Origin of the sequence: Comamonas sp. 23 (assembly GCF_049601575.1) — a bacterium.
GTDB lineage: Bacteria > Pseudomonadota > Gammaproteobacteria > Burkholderiales > Burkholderiaceae_C > Comamonas > Comamonas squillarum.
The window spans coordinates 3,416,263-3,434,417 of the sequence record NZ_CP187127.1; the positions used below are offsets into that span (position 1 = coordinate 3,416,263).

An 18,155-nucleotide genomic window follows, 5' to 3' on the forward strand; every position below is an offset into this window, starting at 1 on the left:
TAGTGCGAGCAGCTGTGGCCTCATGTCCTCGCTCCGCTCAAAGGTAAATCGAAGCGCTGAACTACTAGTTGCACGTTAAATTGATGCTCCTTTAATGGGTGCTGAACGTTAGCAGCACTCTTTCCAAGGTTCTCAACCACGAGATTGTCCTGCGCGTCCTTAGTCTGCTGTGCTGAAAACAGTTTTTTGAACCAAGCAATAGCTCTACCGAAGAACCCCCCGGATCCAAGCACCGCGTTCGTCTGCGGCTCGATCCAGAGCACAAAACTATTATGCGCTCTGCCATGTATGAACAAGCTTTCGAATTGCGGGAGAGCCTCCTTCCATTTCCCCTCGCGCTGTAGAAAGCCGGAAAAATTGGCCAGAACTATGAGGCGTGCTGAACAATCTTGGCCAAGCACGGTCAGGCGGTTAGTTAGATCTGCTGTAGAAAACTTATCCAACGCATCCCAGGACATAAACTCAGCAGATACCCAGATCGCTTGTTCGGCCAACGCATCCTTGATGTGTTCTGTTGCTAGGCTGGCATAGCTGCGAGCGAACTCTGACAACTCACCGCCAACAATTTTGACGTTCAGCGGGCTCCGGGGAATTCGGTCTTGGCGTCGCAACTCAGCAATGTTTGCCAGCAACGCCAATGCTGCCGCGCCTGAACCACAAGGTAGGTCTGCAAGCAACACGGTTCCACCAGAAAAGACCTTTGCAAACGCGTCTGCCACTTCAGTAAGTTTGTCCTCTGGATCGAGCAAACTGAGTTGAACCCGCGCCGACGACCCACTGAAGCGCCATGCCAGATGATCATCCGTATCTTCCTTACTAAAGCCGCCAATTTTTCCTTCAGGAACAGGCTGCCGAGCCTTTTCTTCGAGCCCGGCGTGTCGTAGCAAGTGCTCCCAAGCTTTCAGAAGTGCAGGGGCAAGATGCAAACATGTTGTATCGACATGCCAAAGTGTTTGCGGAATATCTGTAGGTTTAATTAGTCGGGACATTACTTTAAGCACATTCACATGGGGCTCTTCTGTCATAAAAGCTTGCTTAACAGGCTTCTACAGGGCCTCAATTATGTAACAAATGTACATTCATCTTGTAGGAGCATGAGCGATGACCGCTTCATCTCAGTAAGCGTGGATGCAGTCTTCAGCAGCCAAGGTCAGCATTCGCTGAAAGCACCCACTCGTTGAAGATGCCCGAATGGCAGCAACGGGTCGACAACGCCACTTCAGATTCCGTGAAAGCGGTCCTTCGGTGGGTTCCAGTTCCGAAGACAGCTTCAGGTCGTAGAGCAGACGTATAAAGCAGAGCCATGCGAAGACAGCTTTGGGTGGTTTGAGTCACTCAGTCTGTTAGGTTGACCGACTGCAATCAGCCTGAACCTGCCTTTAGCAGTCACGACTTACAGAGCCGCTTATGGCCGCACTAATGTATTTAGAACACCGCGAACTAGCTGCCGACACTAGCGTGCCAACGAGGGATGCGAGCTCCTTGAAACCTCTTAACTCGCATCCCTCCAGCTGAAGTCCTGGAAAAATTAACTATCTCCAAGCACCGATATCCGACCATCCACGCTTTGCCCCGGCCCCCAATCGCTTCCCCCAATCACCTGAGCGACACCCCCACCCCTCCCCCGTACCAACCCGCTTGAGCCCTCCGCCGTTATTCGCTAATATTTACTTGCCGACCGGTAAATTACTAGTATTCAACCAGGAGACCCTGCATGGCCTACAACACGCTCATCGTCGATATCAAGGACAAGATTGCCGTTGTCACCCTCAACCGCCCGCCCGTCAACGCGCAGAACAAGGAGTTCCGCAACGAGATCATGGAGCTGTTTGACGAGCTGTCCGACCGTGACGATGTGGCCTGCATCGTGCTCACGGGCACGGGCAAGGTGTTCTCCGCCGGTGCCGACATTCGTGAACGCCCCAACCTGGCCGGTGAGCCCGGTGCCTATGGCCGCCACAACCGCCTGGTGCGCGAGTCGAACAACGCGATCATGGAATGCTCCAAGCCCATCATTGCGGCGATCAATGGGCCGGCGCTGGGGGCTGGCTTTGGGCTGGTGATGGCTTCGGACATCTGGGTGGCTTCGGAAGACGCTTATTTCTCGATGCCTGAAATCAATGTGGGGCTGGCGGGGGGCGTGACCTTCTTGCAGCGCTATTTCAGCCAATCGCGCGCGCGCCGCATGTTCTTTACCGGCATGAAGGTGTCGGCGCAAGAGATGTACCGCCTGGGCCTGATCGAGGCCTGCCTGCCCGCCGACCAGCTGATGCCCTATGCGATGGAGATGGCGCGCGAGATTGCCTCCAAGAGCCCTATCGCCTTGCGCCTGGCCAAGGAAGCGGCACGCATGACCTTGCTGATGCCCACGCGTGATGCCTACCGCTATGAGCAGGGCAACACCGTGGCGCTGTCCAAGACGGAAGACACGCGCGAGGCGCAGCAAGCGTTTCTGGAAAAGCGCGAGCCGGTCTACAAGGGCCGCTAAGCGCTACGAAGGGCCACTAAGGGCCGCTTACACCGCCCTTGGTACGTCCTCGCCTGGCGAACCGCGGCCTGACTTGCCGTACGTCTGTACGGCATGCGTCAGGACGCACTGTCAGGGACGCTCAGCTGGGGGCGCCTAGCTGGGGGCGCCTAGCTGGGGGCGCCGAGTCGGGGGCGCCGAGCCTCAACGGCAAACCTTCGGTTTGCTGGGTGCTATTAGCAGCTCCCAGTCCCACGCGCTGAGAATCATCGATCGCTGCCGCTGTCCCAGGGCTACAAGGCCCGGGTAGCGCAGCCTTAACGGCCACCAAACCGCGTCGGGCGGGGCCCGATGGATGGATGATTTTCGTTGAACTATGATGGTGCCACCGCCCAGAAGCCACAAGCCTACGGATGCGGATCGGCCGTCTCCCGGCCGATATCAGGGCAAACAAATTTTGGTGACTATGCAAAAAAACACGACGAAACCCTCCGACGCCCCCGAAGAAGGCAGCAGCACGCGCATGCGTGTGGAAGACCGGAAAGAGCAACTGATAGAGATAGCGGTCCGGCTGTTTGCCAGCAAGGGCTTTGACGGTACCTCGCTGCGCGACATTGCCGACGAAGCCCAGATCACCAAGGCGGCGCTCTACTACCACTTCCCCAACAAGGATGCGCTGTACGAAAGCATCCTCGTCGATGGCATGCGCACCCTTGTCAACTATGTGTCTACGGCCATGGGCAAGGTGGCCAGCCCCGAAGGCAAGGTGCGCGAGTTCATGCTGTCCTCGGCCGACTACATGGACCGCAACCGCGACTCCTGGATCGCCGGCTCCAACATGTTCTGGTTTGGCGACAATGCCAAGCCCCGCACCGAGAACCTGGCCCTGCGCGACCAGTATGAAAAACTGCTGCGCGATGCGATCAAACAGGCCGTGGACAGCGAGGTGTTCCAGAAGGTGGACCCCACCATTGCCAGCCGCATGCTGCTGGCCGTGCTCAACCAGCTGCCCCGCTGGCATTCGCCCACCGGGCGGCTAAGCGCCCGCCAGGTGGTGCAGCAGTACATTGACATGATCTTCCAGGGACTGCTCGCCAGCAATCCCGCTCGCTAAGCCAGACACGGGATACCTATAAAACAAGGCCCAGGCGCTGCAAACGCCTGGGCCTTGTTGCGTATTTCAGCCGTCAGAAGCTGTGGATGATGCCCACCCGGTAGGCATTGCTGTTGCCGTTGTTGGTAAAGCCGGCAGCAGTCACCGCGCCGGTCAAGGTGTAGCCGGCGCCGTTCTTGTTCTTCACATAGCCATAGTCCGTGTACAAGGTGGTGCGCTTGGACATGGGGTACAGGTAGGCCACGCCGTACTGGCGCGCATCGCGGTTCAGCGGGCCGGTGTCGTTCAGGTCGATGGCATTGAGCAGCAAGGTGCCTGGGCCGAGCTTGACGGAGGCGCCGATCGAGAAGCTGCGGTCGTCCTGGCCCTCGTAGTAGCCCACAGAGGGGAAGCCGGCGAGCTGGCCACTGTTGTCCAGGCCGGTGTTCACCGTGGGCGTGATGGCCGCGCCGGGGTTCTTGAAGGTGGCAAACGAGCCAAACAGCTTGAAGGCCTTGAAGTCATAGGCCAACGCCGAGTTGAAATAGCGCGTCGCCGAGCCATCGGTGGGGTTGGTCATGCGCGTGGCCGATACGGCTGCGCTCCAGGCATCGTTCTTGTAGAACAGCGCCAGGGTGTACTGGTGGGCACGGTGCTCGATGTCGATGCTCTGGCGCGTGTACTCGCTGATGGTATAGGCCGCCTTGCCGATAAAGCCGCCGATCGACGGGCTTTGGTAGAGGATGTTGTTGTTCTGCCGGCCGGGCGATGGCTGGATGCCCTGCAGGTTGCCACCGCCACCCAGGCCAAAGGGGTCACCCACGGCCTGCACCTCGGTCGGCAGCGATGCCAGGGTGCGGCCCATGCGCAGCTCGCCAAAGTTGCCGGTCAGGCTGATCAGCGAGCCCCGGCCAAAGGCCTTGGCGCCAAAGCCCTGGTTTTGCTGCTGCGCGCCGTTGGAGGTGTTGATGCCCATCTCCAGCTGGAAGTTGGCCCGCAGGCCGCCGCCCAGGTCCTCGCTGCCCTTGAAGCCCAGGCGCGAGCCCATCATGTGGCCGCTCTCCAGCTTGGTGGCGCGCTGGCCCTGCATCGATACGCTGGCCACGCTGCTGTCGATCAGGCCATAGACCTGTACCGAGCTGCTACCGCCCGAGGCCAGCCCCCCGGCTGGTGACGTGATCTGCTTGAGCTCCTGGGTCTGCGCGGTTTGTGCCGCCGCCCCCCCGGCCGCCGTGGTGGCGATGAGTGCTGCGAGCAGCGGATGAAGTCTGGGCTTGTTGGCTTTCATGGTTTGTCTCCTGGTGTACTTTTGGAAAGACGTGGTCGGGCCTGGCCCCATGCACGACCACGGTGAAAACGCTTTGCTGTTTTTTTTAGACCGAGCAGATCCCCACCGCGCTATGCAGTGCAGTGAGAAAGGGAGTCCCTGCAGTCAAACGCAGGGGCAGAAGGGGCGGACGCGATCCGCCAGATGGAGCGCGGTGAGCGGCGCGGCTATGGGCTAGCGGGCATGGCCACCTCGCGCATCAACGCGTACCAGGGGTCGTCAGGCGCCCTGGCGCCTAGGGGCAGGCGCCGGCCAAAGCGCGTGGCTTCGTCCTGCGTGGGCGCGGCCCAGATGTCCTGCCAGTCGTAAACCACCACGCGCTTGGCCACCCGCCATTCGCGCGCGGCGGTGGCCGTGGCGCGGCAGGTGAACAGATCGACATAGCGGCCGCACAAGAAGGTGGCGCGCGGCGCGCCAGCGGCATCGCTGTCCGTCTGGTAGGCCAGAAAATACGCCTCCACCGCAGCGGCATCGCCGTTCAGCTGGATCGACAGATTGGCGATGTTGTGGATATAGCGCCCCTTGGCCAGCTGGGGCAGCGCCGCCTGGATAAAGCCTTCCGCACTGCCCTGGTAGGCGCCATGGCGGTCGGTGGCATCGGGCCAGTAGGCGGCGCGCAGCGCCGCTTCGTCGCCCCGGTCAATGCCCCGGCAGTACGAGTAGAGTGCTTCGCGGATCGCCTCGCGGTCGCTGAGCGCCTGGAGCCGCGCCTCCAGCTGGGCCAGCCTTGCTTCACTGCTCATGGCTGTTCCTCCTGCGCGCGCAGCTCGATCACCGCATCCAGGCACATGGCGCCCCGGGTGCGCACCATCAGCGGGTTGATGTCCACGCTCTGGATGCTGTCGGCATGCTGCACCGCAAATTCCGACAGCCGGCACAGCGCCTGCACCAGTGCGGCCTCGTCATAGTGCGGCCCACCGCGCCAGCCGCGCAGCAGCTGGCTGGAGCGCACCGCATCGACCAGCGCCTGGGCGCGGGCTGTGCTGAGCGGTGCCGATGCCAGCGCCACATCCTGGAACAGCTCCACCGCCGTGCCGCCGCTGCCATACATCACCATCTGGCCAAAGGTTGGGTCGCGGTGCAGCCCCAGGATCACCTCCACGCCGCCACTGAGCATCGGGGCGATCAGCACGCCGTCCAGCCGGGCATCGGGCCGCGCTGTACGGGCGCGGTCCATCAAGGTGCCAAAGGCGCGTTCGACGGCAGGGGCATCCTGCAGGTTGAGCATGACGCCGCCCACCTCGGTCTTGTGCGCAATATCGGGCGAGACGATCTTGGCCACCACCGGGAAACCTACCTGCGCTGCGGCAGCGGCAGCTTGCGCAGCGCTGCTGCACAGGTGCTCAGGCGGCACCGGCAGACCGGCGGCCGCCAGCGCACGCTTGGCGCCGCTTTCGGTATGCACATCGTCCAGCGCCAAGGCGGGCGCGGCAGGCTGCGCGCTGCCGGGCAGCTGGTACAGCGTCTGCCAGCGTTGGCGGATCTTGGCGAGGCCAGCAACGGCGCGCACGGCGCGGGTCGGGTCCTCGAACACGGCCACGCCTTGTTTTTCCAGCGCGCTGCGCACCTGGGGCAAGGCCAGCATCACCAGGATGGTCAGGCGCTCGCGGTGCTGCGCAGCCAGTTCCGCAATCTCTTGCTGGGTGCTGGCAAAGCGCTCGGGCGACAGGCCCACATGGGCCAGGTAGCCCAGTACCGCGCCATAGCGCGTGTGCTCCAGCATCACACCCAGCGTGCGCGAGGTGCCACTGGCCACCGAGGTGACCTGGGCCGTCATGTCCAGCGGGTTGGCGGCCACCGCAAAGGGCAGCAGCGCCAAGGTGGCTTCGCGGGCGGGGGCGGGCAAGGGTGGCAGCTCCATGCCCTGCGCGCCCGCCTCGTCGGCCATCAGCACGCCAATGCCGCCCGAGCCGGTGAACACACCCAACTCGTCATTGGCCGGCAGCACGCCGCTCACGGTGTAGAGGTAGGCGATGTCCAGCATCTCCTCGATGGACTCGGGCCGCAGGGCGCCGCATTCGCGGAACACCGTGTCGTAGACCTTGTCGTTGCCGGCCAGCGAGCCGGTGTGGGTGGAGGCAGCGGCGGCACCCAGCTCGGTGCGCCCCACCTTCATGATCAGCACCGGCTTGCCGGCGCGGGCTGCCTTGAGCAAGGCGCGGCGCAGGCGGTTGCCGTCGCGGCAGGATTCGACCGCCGCGCAGATGATGCGCGTGTCAGGGTCATCGGCCAGGTAGTCGATGCTCTCGGCCACATCGACATCGGCCTCGTTGCCGGTGGCGATGATCTTGCTGAAACCCAGGCCGCGCAAGGTGGCCAGGCCATAGGCGGCCGAGCCAAAGGCGCCGCTTTGCGTGGCCAGCGAGATGGAGCCCGGCTGGGGCTGGGCGCCGTTGAGAAAGGTGGAGAAGGTCGAGAAAAAGCGCGCCGGCACATTCAGGAGGCCCAGCGAGTTGGGGCCCAGCATGCGCACACCCGCAGCGCGGCACAGGCCGACAATGCGGTCCTGCAGCGCGCGGCCGGCCGCGTCAATCTCGGCAAAGCCGGCCGTCATCACCTGGATGGCCTTGACGCCCTTGGCAATGGCATCGCGCACGGCCTCTTCCACCCCGGCCACCGGCACGCAGATGATGGCCTGGTCCACCGGGAACGGGATATCGGACACCTTTTGGTAGGACTGCAGGCCCTGGATCAGCGCGCCGCTGCGGTTGACCGGGTAGATGGGCGCAGCAAAGCCGGCTTCGAGCATAAAGCGCAACGGCCGGCCGCCAATGCGCTCGGGGTCAGACGAGGCGCCGACCAGCGCCACCGAGCGCGGGTGGAACAAGGCGTCGAGGGACGAAGATGTTGGGCTCATGGCGGGTCCTCTCAGGCGCGGGCGGCGGTAGGTGCCGATTCAGCGGCTACTTCAGCCGCAATTTCGGCGGCCATGTCGGCTGCCAGGCTGTCGAGCTGCTCGTAGCGGTCGCCCCACTGCAGGCTGCAGCCAATCGCGTGCATGGCCAGGCGGGCGGCAGGCAGCTCGCGCGACATGCCAATGCCGCCGTGCAGCTGGATCGCCGACTCGCCCACCTGGCGGGCCGCGATCGACAGGTAGTGCTTGAGCAGTGCCACGGCATGCGCATCGCTGTCGCCCTGGTCAAAGGCCACGACACGCTCGCGCACCATGCCGCGCACGCTCTCATAAGCCACATACATGTCCACCGTGCGGTGGCGCAGTGCCTGGAAGGTGGCAAGCTGCACGCCAAACTGCTGGCGCGTGTTCAGGTACTCGATGGTCTGCTCGACCATCGCGCCAATGGCGCCAACGATCTGCGCGCAGCAGACCAGCGCGCCCACGGTATTGGCGCGCTCGGCAGCAGCGACTGCCGCCCGGCCCCGTAGCAGCACGGCGCTGGCGGGCAGGCGTGTGGCCTTGAGGCTCAGGTCGGCCGTCAACCGGCCATCGTGGCCAGCCCAGCTTTGCAGGCTGCCGCCTAATTGATCGCGGCTGGCCAGCAGCAGCAAAGCCTCGCCGGCAGCGCTGCGGGCCAGAAAGAGCAGATGGCTGGCGGGCTCGCTCAGGTCAATGCCGCGCAGGCTGCCCTGCAGTTGTACGCCTTCGGCATCCACCATCGCCGTCAGGCTGCAGCTGCCGTCATGCGCAAACACGGGGGCGATGGAGACTTCGCCGGCCGCCAGCAGACCCAGCATCTGGGCCACATCGTCGCGGCCGGGGATGGCGCCAAGCACCGCGGGCACCACGGCGCAGCGTGCGACCAGCGGCGTGGTCAGGCCATAGCGGCCAGCGGCCTCTGCGATGGACGCGACATCGGCAAAGGTTGAGCCCGCGCCGCCACTGGCCTCGGGCACCAGCACGGCTTGCCAGCCGAGCTCCAGAAACTGCTGCCAGCTGTCGCTGGCCTGGTCGGTGGCCTGGGCTTCGGTCAAAGCGGCATTGACCGCCACAGCATCGGCTGCCACCCGCAAGGTTGTGTCGTACAGGTCGCCCGGAAACATGGGAGAGGCTTGAAAAGGCATGGGTCAGGCTCCAAAGATATCGCGTGCAATCACGTTTTTTTGTACTTCGCTGGTACCACCGGCCAGGGTGCGCGAGCGGTAGAAGAGGTAGGTGTGGATCAGCTCGCGCTTGAGCTCCACATCGGCGGGGCTGTCCTCGGGCAGGCTCGGAATCAGGCGGGCTGCGTAGTCGGGGCTCATGTCGAAGGCAATGCCGATGATCTGCTGGGCCAGGTCGGAGCAGAACAGCTTGAGCGCCGACGATTTGGACGAGGCCAGCGTGCCCTGCATCTCTTCGTCGATGGCGCTGATCAGCATCTCCTTGGCGCCGGCCACGGCAGCCTGTGCCAGAAACAAGCGCTCCAGCAGCATGTGCTGGCTGGCGCCCTGTTGCGTGCGGCCACGCTCGCGCAGCGGCTGCTCGATTTGTTCCAGCAAGCGCACCAGGCGCGGCACGGTGGCGGGCGACAGGCGCTCGCGGTCGAGCAGGAACTTGGCGCAGGCCCAGCCGCCGCCCTCCTCGCCAATCAGGTTGGCCACGGGCACGCGCACATCGCGCAAGAACACCTCGTTGACATGGTGCCAGTGGTCAATCGTCGGGATGGGGCGCACCTCGATGCCGGGGGAGTCCATCGGCACCAGCAGCAAGGAGATGCCGGCCTGCTTCTTGCCCTCTTTGGAGGTGCGCACGAGGGTGTACATCATGTCGGCCTCCTGCGCATGGGAGGTCCAGATCTTCTGGCCGTTGATGACATAGTCATCGCCATCGCGCACCGCCGCCGTGCGCAGCGAGGCCAGGTCGGAGCCGGCGCCGGGCTCGGAGTAGCCCTGGCACCACCATTCGCTGCCGTCCACAATGCGCGGCAGGTAGCGCTCCTTTTGCGCAGGCGTGCCAAAGTGCATGATCACCGGGCCGATATGGCCGATGCCATGGTGGTAGAGCGGCGGGCAGTCTTCCTGCGCCATCACTTCTTCAAACAGGTAGCGCTGCTGCATGTCCCAGCCGGTGCCGCCCCATTCGATCGGCCAGTTGGGGGCGCTCCAGCCCTTGCGCTGCAGGATCTTGGCCCACTCGCTCATCTCGGCGCGGCCCAGCTTCTCGTTGGCGCGGACCTTGGCTTTCAGCGCGGGCGGGCAGTGCTGCTGCGCAAAGTCGCGCAGGGTTTGTCGAAAATCGGCATAGGGATCGGTGGTTGCTGTCATGTTTCCGGGTTCAAGGTCAAATCAAACGACAAGGGGCGGGCAAGGGCTGGGTGCCCCTGGCCCTCATTCCTGGGTAATGTGCTTTTCTCGGATCACGGCGGCCCAGCGCGGGCGCTGGGCATCCAGGTAGGCGGTGAAGTCTTCGGGGCCGAGCAGGTGCAGCTCGCCGCCGGGGCGGGTCACGCCCTCGGCTACCGTGGGCACTTCCACCACCGCGCGCAGATCGCGGTAGATGCGCTGCTGCAGTGCTGCGGGCACCTTGGCAGGCATGAAGAAGCCAAAGAAGCTGCTGCAGCTGTAGGGCTTGAGCTCAGGCGCGGACGACTGGGAGAACGGGGTCAGCGGCAGTGCGCTGCGCACGGGTTTGTCGCTGGCCACACCCAGCACCTTCATGCGCCCGGCCTGCACATAGCTCACTGCGCTGGGCGCATCCAGCAAGGCCGCTACCTCGCCGGCCATCAAGGCGTTCAAGGCCGGGGCATTGCCCCGGTAGGGCGCGTGGATGATGTGCGCGCCGACGGCCGAGGCCAGCATCTCGGCGCAGATATGCGGGCTGGAGCCGACGCCCGACGAGGCAAAGGCCACCTTGCCGTCATTGGCGCGCATATAGCTGGCAAACTCGGCCAGGTTGTTGGCGGGCACCTGCTTGCCTACATAGAGCACGCTGGGCGACTCGGACACCATCATCAAAGGTTTCAGGTCCTGCGGGTCATAGGGCAGGCGGGGCATCATCAGCGGGTTGGTCAAGTAACCCAGGCTGCTCAGCAGCAGGGTGTGGCCATCGGCAGGGGCCCGGGCGACCAGGGCCGTGCCAATGGTGGTGCCGCCGCCGGGGCGGTTGTCGATCACCACCGGCTTGCCCCATTTCTCGGCCAGCACCGGCGCAATGGCGCGGGCCACCTGGTCGGTAAAGCCGCCGGCCGCATAGGGCACAACGATGGTGACCTGCTTGTCAGGGAACTCCGCCGCCTGCACCACGGCCCCGGCCCAGGCGCCGATGAACACGCCCCAGGTGGCGGCCCGCTTGAATTTTTGAGAGATAGACACGGCAGGTCTCCATCACAAAATACGTTGTTGCTATGGGCTGGTCAGCAGTCGCCTAACGCGCGGCAACGGCCTGGGGCAAGCGGCTTAGCGCCGCCTGGTCCTGCCAGGCTTTTTGCGGCAGCGAGGCCATCATCGTGTGGGCCAGCCCGCCATCGACCACCAGCTCGGCGCCGTTGACGTACGCAGCCGCATCGCTCAGCAAGAAGCTGACGGCACCGGCTATGTCACCCGGCTCACCAATGCGGCGCAGCGGTACGCGCTGCTCGCGCTGAGCCTTGGCTGCCGGATCGGCATAGGCCAGCGCGGTACCGGGCGTGGCGATCAAGCCGGGCGAGAGCGCATTGATGCGCACACCCAGCGGCCCCCACTCGGTCGCCAGCTGGCGCACCAGCATCAGCGCGGCCGCCTTGCTGGCGCTGTAGGCGCCCAGCGGTGGTGTGGCATGGCTGGCCGATACCGAGGTGATGACCACGATGCTGCCGCCACTGGCACGCAGCGGTGCCAGGGCCGCCTGGGCCAGCAGCAATGGCGCCCGCGCATTGAGCGCAAAGGTCCGGTCCCAGTCGGCCACCGGGTAGTCGCTCAAGGCCCCGGGAAAAGCCGCGCCCGCATTGCTGACCAGGCCATCGAGCCCGCCCCAGTGCTGCACGGCAGCGGCCACCGCCTGGGCGGCAAAGTCCAGCCCCGACAGATCACCCGCCAGCACCTGGACCTGCGCGCCCAGCGCTTGCAGCTCAGCGGCCACCGCATCGAGCTCGGCCGCATGCTGGTCCAGCAGGGTCAGTTGCGCTGGGTCGGCTTGGTCATGGGCGTCTTGGGCCAGGCGCAGCGCAATGGCGCGGCCAATGCCGCGTGCGGCACCGGTGACGAGAGTGCGGCCCATCACTGCCCCTTGAGCAGGTCGCAGGCGCTCTCGGAGGCGGGTCGCCAGGCCTCTTCAGGCGCGATGGTGCCGATGATCTTGTAGTAGTCGAACTTGGCCTTGGACTCCGCCGGGGTCTTGACCTGCACCGCATAGAGCGGGCGCAGCACCTGGCCATCGGCCCGCACCTTGACCTGCTTGGAGAAGAAGTCGTTGACCGGCAGCTCGCGGATCTTGGCCGCCACGGCCTTGCCCTCGTCGGTGCCGGCGGCCTGCACCGCCTGCAGGTAGTGCGTGGTGGCGCTGTAGGCACCGGCCATCAGGTAGGTGGGCGCGCCATTGTTGTAGCGCGCCATGAAGCGCTTGGACCAGGCCCGGGTCTCGTCGTTCTGGTCCCAGTAGAAGGGCAGCGCCAGCTGCAGGCCCTGGGCCACATCCAGGCCCATGGCGGTGACGCTGTTGATCGTCATGCCAAACACCGCCACCTTCTGGCCACCGCGGGCAATGCGGTACTCAGCCGCTTGCTTGAGGGCGTTGGACAGGTCCAGCCCCGCGTTGATGATGACAATCGCCTCGGCACCACTGGCCTGCGCCTGCAGCAGGTAGGACGAGAAATCGGCCGTGCCCAGCGGGTGGCGCGTGACCCCGGCCACCTTGCCGCCACCCTCTTTGATAAAGCGCGTGGCCTCGTCCAGGTAGGCCTGGCCAAAGGCGTAGTCGACCGCGATGAAGTAGAAGCTCTTGACGCCCTGCTTCAGCAGCGCCTTCACCCCTGCCTTGGGCATCGCGTAGGAGTCGGCGACAAAATTGAAATTCATCGGCGAGCAGGCCTTGTTGGTCAGGTCGGCCGTCGTGGTGCCTGCGATCAGGTAGGGCTTGCTGCGCTCCTTCATCAGCTGGGCCACCGTCAGCGCAATCGACGAGGCAGAGTTGCCGACGATCGTGTCGAACTTCTCCACATCCAGCCAGCGGCGGGTGATGCTCAGGCCGATGTCGGGCTTGTTCTGGTCGTCGGCCACCACCACCTCGATGGGCTTGCCCAGCACCTTGCCACCAAAGTCCTCGACCGCCATCTTGACGGCCAGCGCATGGCCGGGACCGCCATTGCCCGAGTAAGGCCCCGTCTGGTCCCCCATCACACCGATGCGGACCACGTCATCACTGACCTGGGCCCAGGCAGCGGACGGCGCGGCCATGGCCGCCAATAACGACAAAAGGAATGTATGCGGGCGTACAGATTTCACGTTGTCTCCTTGATCAGCTCTTTTTTTGCGATGAACCGTGTCTTGGCCGGCCGTCCAGATCTTGGTGCTGGACTACATACCTGCCGACAGGTAAATAGTACAAACAAAAGCTTGAAAGGCTTTCAGTGCTAACCCTTGGTCGCTGGGAGCTGTGTGTTTTTGCCCTGGCTGGACGGGACTTGGAAGGCCGATGCACAGGCGGTGCTGGCGGGCATCAAAGGCCTGAGACACTGCCGGAGTTGCCCTGCTCTCAGCGGTAGTTGCGCATGCCCAAGCAGGCATGGCCCAAAAGAAAACGCCTCGGCTTTAGACAAGCAGAGGCGCAAAGGCGCCTATAAGGCGCCGCTGGGGGAGGCAGTCGCAAGCGTCGCGTGGCGCGACCACTTGCCGATTCTCAAAATAAAGTCGCAAGCGCCCTATTCGCAAGCGCTTGTGGCCAGACCGGGTCAGGAAGCCAGGGCCCGCATCTCCGCAATCAGGTCGGACTTGCCTTCAAAGCCGATGCCTGGCAGCGCTGGCAGCGTGACATAGCCGTTGTCCACCTTCACGCCATCGGGGAAGCCGCCATAGGGCTGGAACAGGTCCGGGTAGCTCTCGTTGCCGCCCAGGCCCAGGCCTGCGGCGATGGCCAGCGACATCTGGTGGCCGCCGTGGGGAATGCAGCGGCTGGGCGACCAGCCGTATTCCTTGAGCATGTCCAAGGTGCGCAGGTATTCCACCAGGCCATAGCTCAGCGCGCAGTCAAACTGCAGCCAGTCGCGGTCCTTGTGCATGCCGCCGTGGCGGATCAGGTTGCGGGCATCCTGCATCGAGAACAGGTTCTCGCCCGTGGCCATGGGGCCTTTGTAGACTTCGCCCAGCTTGGCCTGCAGCTCGTAGTCCAGCGGATCACCGGCCTCTTCGTACCAGAACAGCGGGTACTGCGACAGCGCCTTGCCGTAGTCGATGGCGGTCTGCAGGTCAAAGCGGCCATTGGCATCCACCGCCAATTGCTGGCCCGGGCCCAGGATTTTCAGCACCGATTCAATGCGCTCGCAGTCCTCGGCCAGGGTAGCTCCGCCAATCTTCATCTTGACCACCGAGTAGCCGCGCGCCAGGTAGCTTTCCATTTCGCGCTGAAGTGCCTCCAGGCCCTTGCCGGGGTAGTAGTAGCCGCCGGCGGCATAGACAAACACGCGCGGGTTGGCTGTGCCATTGCCATAGCGCTCAGCCAGCAGCTGAAACAAGGGCTTGCCGGCGATCTTGGCCGTGGCATCCCAGACGGCCATGTCGATGGTGCCGACCGCCACCGAGCGCTCGCCATGGCCGCCGGGCTTTTCATTGATCATCATGCGGGCCCAGACCTTGTGCGGGTCCAGGTTCTCGCCGGTCTCGTCCAGCAGGCTGCCGGGCTGGGCTTCGAGCACGCGCGGGATAAAGCGGTCGCGCATCAGCGCGCCCTGCCCGTAGCGGCCGTTGGAATTGAAGCCGTAGCCAATGACGGGCTTGCCATCGCGGATGACATCGGTGACCACGGCCACCAGGCTCAAGGTCATCTTGGAGAAGTCGATGTAGGCGTTGCGGATGTCCGACTTGATGGGACGGGTGGATTCGAGGATGTTGACGATCTTCATGGTGGTCATCGGTTGTGAAAATGTTGGATGAAATATCAGCGGGCCAGTGACGAGCCACCACAGATGGCGATGTCCTGCCCGGTAATGGCGGCAGCCGCCGGAGACAGAAGAAAGCCCACCAGGGCGGCGATCTCGGCCGGCTCGATCAAGCGGCCCATGGGTGGCAGGCGCGGCGCACTGCCGGCGCGGGCCGGGTCGTTCAACATGCCAGTCGCTGTGGCTGCGGGCGAGACCACATTCAGCGTCACGCCCTGCGCAGCCACCTCGGCCGCCCAGCTGCGCGCCAGCGCGATCAAGGCCGCCTTGGTGGCGGCGTACTGGCCGCGCCCTGCCATGCCCTGCGCCACCCGGCTGCCGATAAACACGACCCGGCCTTGGCCGCGCTGCGCCATGCCGGGCACGATGGCATCGGCCAGGCGCGTGGCGGCATCCACATGCAGGCGCCACATCAGCGCGCCGCCGTCATGGTCGAGCTGGCCCAGCGCGCCCACGCGCAGCACGCCGGCGGCATGCACCAGCGCATCCACAGCGGGCAAGGCCGCAGCGGTGCGCGCAATGGCGGCGCCGTCCGTCAGATCAACCGGCACATGCGCATAGCCGCCATGCACGATGGTGGCCTGCGCCACATCGAGCCCCGTGACGCGCCAGCCCGCCGCCAGCAGCGCATCGGCAATGGCGCAGCCGATGCCGATGCTCGCTCCGGTTACGACGACATGGCCCAGCTCAGTCTGCACGGATGCCTCCTTCGCTCACGATCTTTTGCGCACGGTCCATCTCGCTGCGCTGGAATTTCACAAAGTCCTCGGCGCTACCGGGCGTGGGCAGCAGGCCTTGTTCCTTGAGCTTGGGCGCCATATCGACCAGGGCCTTGTTCACCTCGGCGTTGAGGCGCTGCACCAGCGCGGGCGCAGTCTTGGCAGGCGCCCAGAGGCCATACCAGCTGTAGAACTCATAGCCGGGAATGGTCTCGGCCACGGTAGGCACATCCGGAAGGCTGGGCACACGCTCGGCCGAGGTGACGGCCACCACCCGCAGCATGCCGCCCTTGTGGTACTGGAGGGATCCCAGGATCGGGTCGATAAAGCCATCGATCTGGCCGCCAATCAAATCCTGGAACGCCGGTGCCGTGCCCTTGTACGGAACGATCAGGTAGTCCAGGCCGCCCGCGCGCTTGAGCAGCTCGGTAGACAGATGCCCGGCCGAGCCCAGCGACCCCACGGCAAAGGTCATCTTGCCGGGGTGGGCCTTGCCGTAGGCGATGAGCGACTTGATATCGGTCACCGGCAGGTTCTTGTTGATGGCCACGGACAGCGGGGCCTTGGCCACCAGCGCAATCGGCACAAAATCCTGCGTGACGTTGTAGGGCACGGACTTGAGCGTCAGCGGCGCTGTGACATGCGTGGAGGCACTGAACAGCAAGGTGTAGCCATCGGCCGGCGCGCGGGCCACCGTCTCACCGCCGATCACGCCGCTGGCACCGGGCTTGTTCTCGATGACAAAGGGCTGGCCCAGCTGGTCGGCGAGCTTCTGGCCCAGCATACGGCCCACCGCATCGAGCGTGCCGCCCGGCGGAAAGGGAATCACGACGCGCACCGGCTTGGCCGGGTAGGTCTGCGCAAAGCCGCTGGCGGCCAGGGCCAGGGCGGCGGCACCGATGGCGCTGCGTAGCGCGGTACGGATGAATGGTTGGCGTTGCATGGTGTCTTGTCTCCTGTCGGTTTTTTTCTAGAACGTGTTGACGATCTCTACGCAGCCGCGTTGGCGTGCAATCGGGATGAGTTCGAAGCGGTGGTTCGCAGCTTGCACCGAGGTGCAAGCAAGAGCCAACGCGAAGAAATCGCCCGATTTCACGTCAACCCGTAGGGACAGTGACTTTGGGGACATCCCGTCTTGAGGTGCACGCATCACGTCATTCCGCAAGGACACTGTCGAGGCGCGAGGAGATCGTCAACACCATCTTCGGGACCCCAGGGCGCAGGGGCTCAAAATCCCCTGCCCTACTTCAACGGCTGTTTAGCGCTTGAGCAACCCGGCTTGCTTGACGGCCGCGCGCAGTGCCTCCACTTCCTTGGCATTGGGCGCTTCGGTCGGTGGGCGCACGGTGGCGTCGTCGATCACGCCGGCCAGGTACATGCCACCCTTCATACGGGCATGGGCCTCGCCGGTGGGCTCGCCCCCGCCATACACGGCATCCTTGAGCGGGGTGATGATGGCCTGCACTTCCATCGCCTTCTTCAGGTCGCCTGCCTTCACCGCATTCCACAGGTCGATGATCAGCTGCGGAATAAACGTCGCAAAGCCCACCAGCGCGCCGTCCACGCCCTGCACCATCGAGGCGAGCAGGTACTCGTCGTGGCAGGTCAGGATGGCCTTGGAGGCATCGGCCTCGCGGATCGCCTGGATGTCGCGGGCATATTTGTTCATGTCGCGCTGGCCCACCTTGAAGGCCTGCAGGTACGGCAGCCTGGCCAGGTCGGCCAGCAGTTGCGACGAGTAGGAGGCACGCGTCCAGGCCGGGTAGACATGGCAGACCAGGTCGGCATGGGGGGCGGCTTTGTGGATGGCATCGAAATACTGCAGCGCATGGCCGGAGGTGAAGCCAAAGCGCAGCCAGTGGTGCGGGGGCATGACATCCAGCGCCACGGCACCGGCTTCCACCGCAGCGCGGGCATGTTCGGCCGCATCGGCCAGGCCTTCGCAGACGATGGACGAGATCACCGGCAGGCGGCCTTTGAGCTCATCAGCCACAATGCGCGTCACCTCAGCGCGCTCGGCGGGCGTCAGCGAGAACACCTCGCCGGTATGGCCGTTGGTCATGATCGCGACCACGCCATCGTGGCCGGCTAGCCAGGAGGCGAGCTTACGCAGCGCGGGCTCGTCAATGCGATGGTCAGGGGTGAAAGGGCAAGAGATGGCGGGAATAATTCCACGATAATTCGCGATGGCAGGCATGTTTTTGTCTCCGTTAGGGGTGCGAGTGGTCAACGGTGTTCATCATTTCGCAGGCTGCCTCTGCTGTCCAATACCCGAAACGCATACATGTATCTAAGAACGTGTTTACGATCTCCTCGCGCCGCGACAGTGTCTTTGCGGGATGGGATGCGAGGCGCAATACCGCAGCAATAGTCATGCTATTTCTAGGATTTGGAACAACGCACACGTCCCGCAAAGCCACTGTCCCTACGGGTTGGAGTGAAATCGGGCGACTTCTTCGCGCTGGCCCTTGCTTGCACCCCGGTGCAAGCTGCGAACCAGCGCTTCGAACTCATCCCGATTGCACTCCAACGCAGCTGCGTAGAG

15 protein-coding genes are annotated in these 18,155 nt (G+C 64.2%); 2 read left to right on the top strand and 13 right to left on the bottom strand.

What is annotated here, in order from left to right:
- Positions 1 to 20: 20 nt before the first annotated feature.
- Positions 21 to 1,025, bottom strand: coding sequence for a hypothetical protein (locus tag ACPEE1_RS15510; protein WP_423933735.1), 1,005 nt, complete (start codon positions 1,023 to 1,025; stop codon positions 21 to 23).
- A 689-nt stretch (positions 1,026 to 1,714) separates the two neighbouring features.
- Here ACPEE1_RS15510 and ACPEE1_RS15515 point away from each other — a divergent pair.
- Together ACPEE1_RS15515 and ACPEE1_RS15520 are read left to right on the top strand one after the other, a co-directional pair.
- Positions 1,715 to 2,488, top strand: a complete 774-nt coding sequence (locus ACPEE1_RS15515; protein WP_021028139.1) for an enoyl-CoA hydratase/isomerase family protein — start codon at positions 1,715 to 1,717, stop codon at positions 2,486 to 2,488.
- 445 nt (positions 2,489 to 2,933) lie between these two features.
- Entirely contained in the window at positions 2,934 to 3,581 is a 648-nt protein-coding gene (locus ACPEE1_RS15520; RefSeq protein WP_021028140.1) for a TetR/AcrR family transcriptional regulator, read from the top strand.
- Between the two features lie 73 nt (positions 3,582 to 3,654).
- Here the strand turns inward: ACPEE1_RS15520 and ACPEE1_RS15525 are convergent, their stop codons facing one another.
- From ACPEE1_RS15525 to ACPEE1_RS15580, 12 genes are all read right to left on the bottom strand, one after another.
- Positions 3,655 to 4,848: a porin gene (locus ACPEE1_RS15525; RefSeq protein WP_021028141.1), complete on the bottom strand. Its 1,194-nt coding sequence runs from the start codon at positions 4,846 to 4,848 to the stop codon at positions 3,655 to 3,657.
- A gap of 206 nt (positions 4,849 to 5,054) precedes the next feature.
- On the bottom strand, positions 5,055 to 5,630 hold the full coding sequence (locus ACPEE1_RS15530) for a nuclear transport factor 2 family protein (protein ID WP_423933739.1): 576 nt from the start codon (positions 5,628 to 5,630) through the stop codon (positions 5,055 to 5,057).
- Positions 5,627 to 7,744, bottom strand: a complete 2,118-nt coding sequence (locus ACPEE1_RS15535) for an acetate--CoA ligase family protein (RefSeq protein WP_423933741.1) — start codon at positions 7,742 to 7,744, stop codon at positions 5,627 to 5,629. The genes ACPEE1_RS15530 and ACPEE1_RS15535 overlap by 4 nt, the downstream gene beginning before the upstream one ends.
- Before the next feature lie 11 nt (positions 7,745 to 7,755).
- Entirely contained in the window at positions 7,756 to 8,907 is a 1,152-nt protein-coding gene (locus ACPEE1_RS15540) for an acyl-CoA dehydrogenase family protein (RefSeq protein WP_423933744.1), read from the bottom strand.
- Between the two features lie 3 nt (positions 8,908 to 8,910).
- The gene (locus tag ACPEE1_RS15545; protein ID WP_021028144.1) at positions 8,911 to 10,089 is read right to left on the bottom strand and encodes an acyl-CoA dehydrogenase family protein; all 1,179 of its coding nucleotides are present in this window, start codon (positions 10,087 to 10,089) and stop codon (positions 8,911 to 8,913) included.
- A gap of 63 nt (positions 10,090 to 10,152) precedes the next feature.
- Positions 10,153 to 11,136, bottom strand: a complete 984-nt coding sequence (locus ACPEE1_RS15550) for a Bug family tripartite tricarboxylate transporter substrate binding protein (RefSeq protein ID WP_182345387.1) — start codon at positions 11,134 to 11,136, stop codon at positions 10,153 to 10,155.
- A 52-nt stretch (positions 11,137 to 11,188) separates the two neighbouring features.
- The gene (locus ACPEE1_RS15555) at positions 11,189 to 12,019 is read right to left on the bottom strand and encodes an SDR family NAD(P)-dependent oxidoreductase (protein ID WP_198424353.1); all 831 of its coding nucleotides are present in this window, start codon (positions 12,017 to 12,019) and stop codon (positions 11,189 to 11,191) included.
- The gene (locus ACPEE1_RS15560) at positions 12,019 to 13,242 is read right to left on the bottom strand and encodes an ABC transporter substrate-binding protein (RefSeq protein WP_423933749.1); all 1,224 of its coding nucleotides are present in this window, start codon (positions 13,240 to 13,242) and stop codon (positions 12,019 to 12,021) included. The genes ACPEE1_RS15555 and ACPEE1_RS15560 overlap by 1 nt, the downstream gene beginning before the upstream one ends.
- Before the next feature lie 446 nt (positions 13,243 to 13,688).
- Positions 13,689 to 14,855, bottom strand: coding sequence for a mandelate racemase/muconate lactonizing enzyme family protein (locus tag ACPEE1_RS15565; RefSeq protein WP_182345385.1), 1,167 nt, complete (start codon positions 14,853 to 14,855; stop codon positions 13,689 to 13,691).
- Positions 14,856 to 14,890: 35 nt separating this feature from the next.
- The gene (locus ACPEE1_RS15570; RefSeq protein ID WP_116925117.1) at positions 14,891 to 15,589 is read right to left on the bottom strand and encodes an SDR family NAD(P)-dependent oxidoreductase; all 699 of its coding nucleotides are present in this window, start codon (positions 15,587 to 15,589) and stop codon (positions 14,891 to 14,893) included.
- Complete coding sequence (locus ACPEE1_RS15575; protein ID WP_182345384.1) at positions 15,579 to 16,553, bottom strand: Bug family tripartite tricarboxylate transporter substrate binding protein; 975 nt, start codon at positions 16,551 to 16,553, stop codon at positions 15,579 to 15,581. The genes ACPEE1_RS15570 and ACPEE1_RS15575 overlap by 11 nt, the downstream gene beginning before the upstream one ends.
- 315 nt (positions 16,554 to 16,868) lie before the next feature.
- Positions 16,869 to 17,807: a dihydrodipicolinate synthase family protein gene (locus ACPEE1_RS15580; RefSeq protein ID WP_423933753.1), complete on the bottom strand. Its 939-nt coding sequence runs from the start codon at positions 17,805 to 17,807 to the stop codon at positions 16,869 to 16,871.
- Positions 17,808 to 18,155: the final 348 nt, after the last annotated feature.

What these genes read in the sequence shown, in the direction of transcription:
- ACPEE1_RS15510 (WP_423933735.1), bottom strand. Translation starts at nt 1,025, where the DNA reads ATGACAGAAGAGCCCCATGTGAATGTGCTTAAAGTAATGTCCCGACTA.
- ACPEE1_RS15515 (WP_021028139.1), top strand. Translation starts at nt 1,715, where the DNA reads ATGGCCTACAACACGCTCATCGTCGATATCAAGGACAAGATTGCCGTT.
- ACPEE1_RS15520 (WP_021028140.1), top strand. Translation starts at nt 2,934, where the DNA reads ATGCAAAAAAACACGACGAAACCCTCCGACGCCCCCGAAGAAGGCAGC.
- ACPEE1_RS15525 (WP_021028141.1), bottom strand. Translation starts at nt 4,848, where the DNA reads ATGAAAGCCAACAAGCCCAGACTTCATCCGCTGCTCGCAGCACTCATC.
- ACPEE1_RS15530 (WP_423933739.1), bottom strand. Translation starts at nt 5,630, where the DNA reads ATGAGCAGTGAAGCAAGGCTGGCCCAGCTGGAGGCGCGGCTCCAGGCG.
- ACPEE1_RS15535 (WP_423933741.1), bottom strand. Translation starts at nt 7,744, where the DNA reads ATGAGCCCAACATCTTCGTCCCTCGACGCCTTGTTCCACCCGCGCTCG.
- ACPEE1_RS15540 (WP_423933744.1), bottom strand. Translation starts at nt 8,907, where the DNA reads ATGCCTTTTCAAGCCTCTCCCATGTTTCCGGGCGACCTGTACGACACA.
- ACPEE1_RS15545 (WP_021028144.1), bottom strand. Translation starts at nt 10,089, where the DNA reads ATGACAGCAACCACCGATCCCTATGCCGATTTTCGACAAACCCTGCGC.
- ACPEE1_RS15555 (WP_198424353.1), bottom strand. Translation starts at nt 12,019, where the DNA reads ATGGGCCGCACTCTCGTCACCGGTGCCGCACGCGGCATTGGCCGCGCC.
- ACPEE1_RS15565 (WP_182345385.1), bottom strand. Translation starts at nt 14,855, where the DNA reads ATGAAGATCGTCAACATCCTCGAATCCACCCGTCCCATCAAGTCGGAC.
- ACPEE1_RS15575 (WP_182345384.1), bottom strand. Translation starts at nt 16,553, where the DNA reads ATGCAACGCCAACCATTCATCCGTACCGCGCTACGCAGCGCCATCGGT.
- ACPEE1_RS15580 (WP_423933753.1), bottom strand. Translation starts at nt 17,807, where the DNA reads ATGCCTGCCATCGCGAATTATCGTGGAATTATTCCCGCCATCTCTTGC.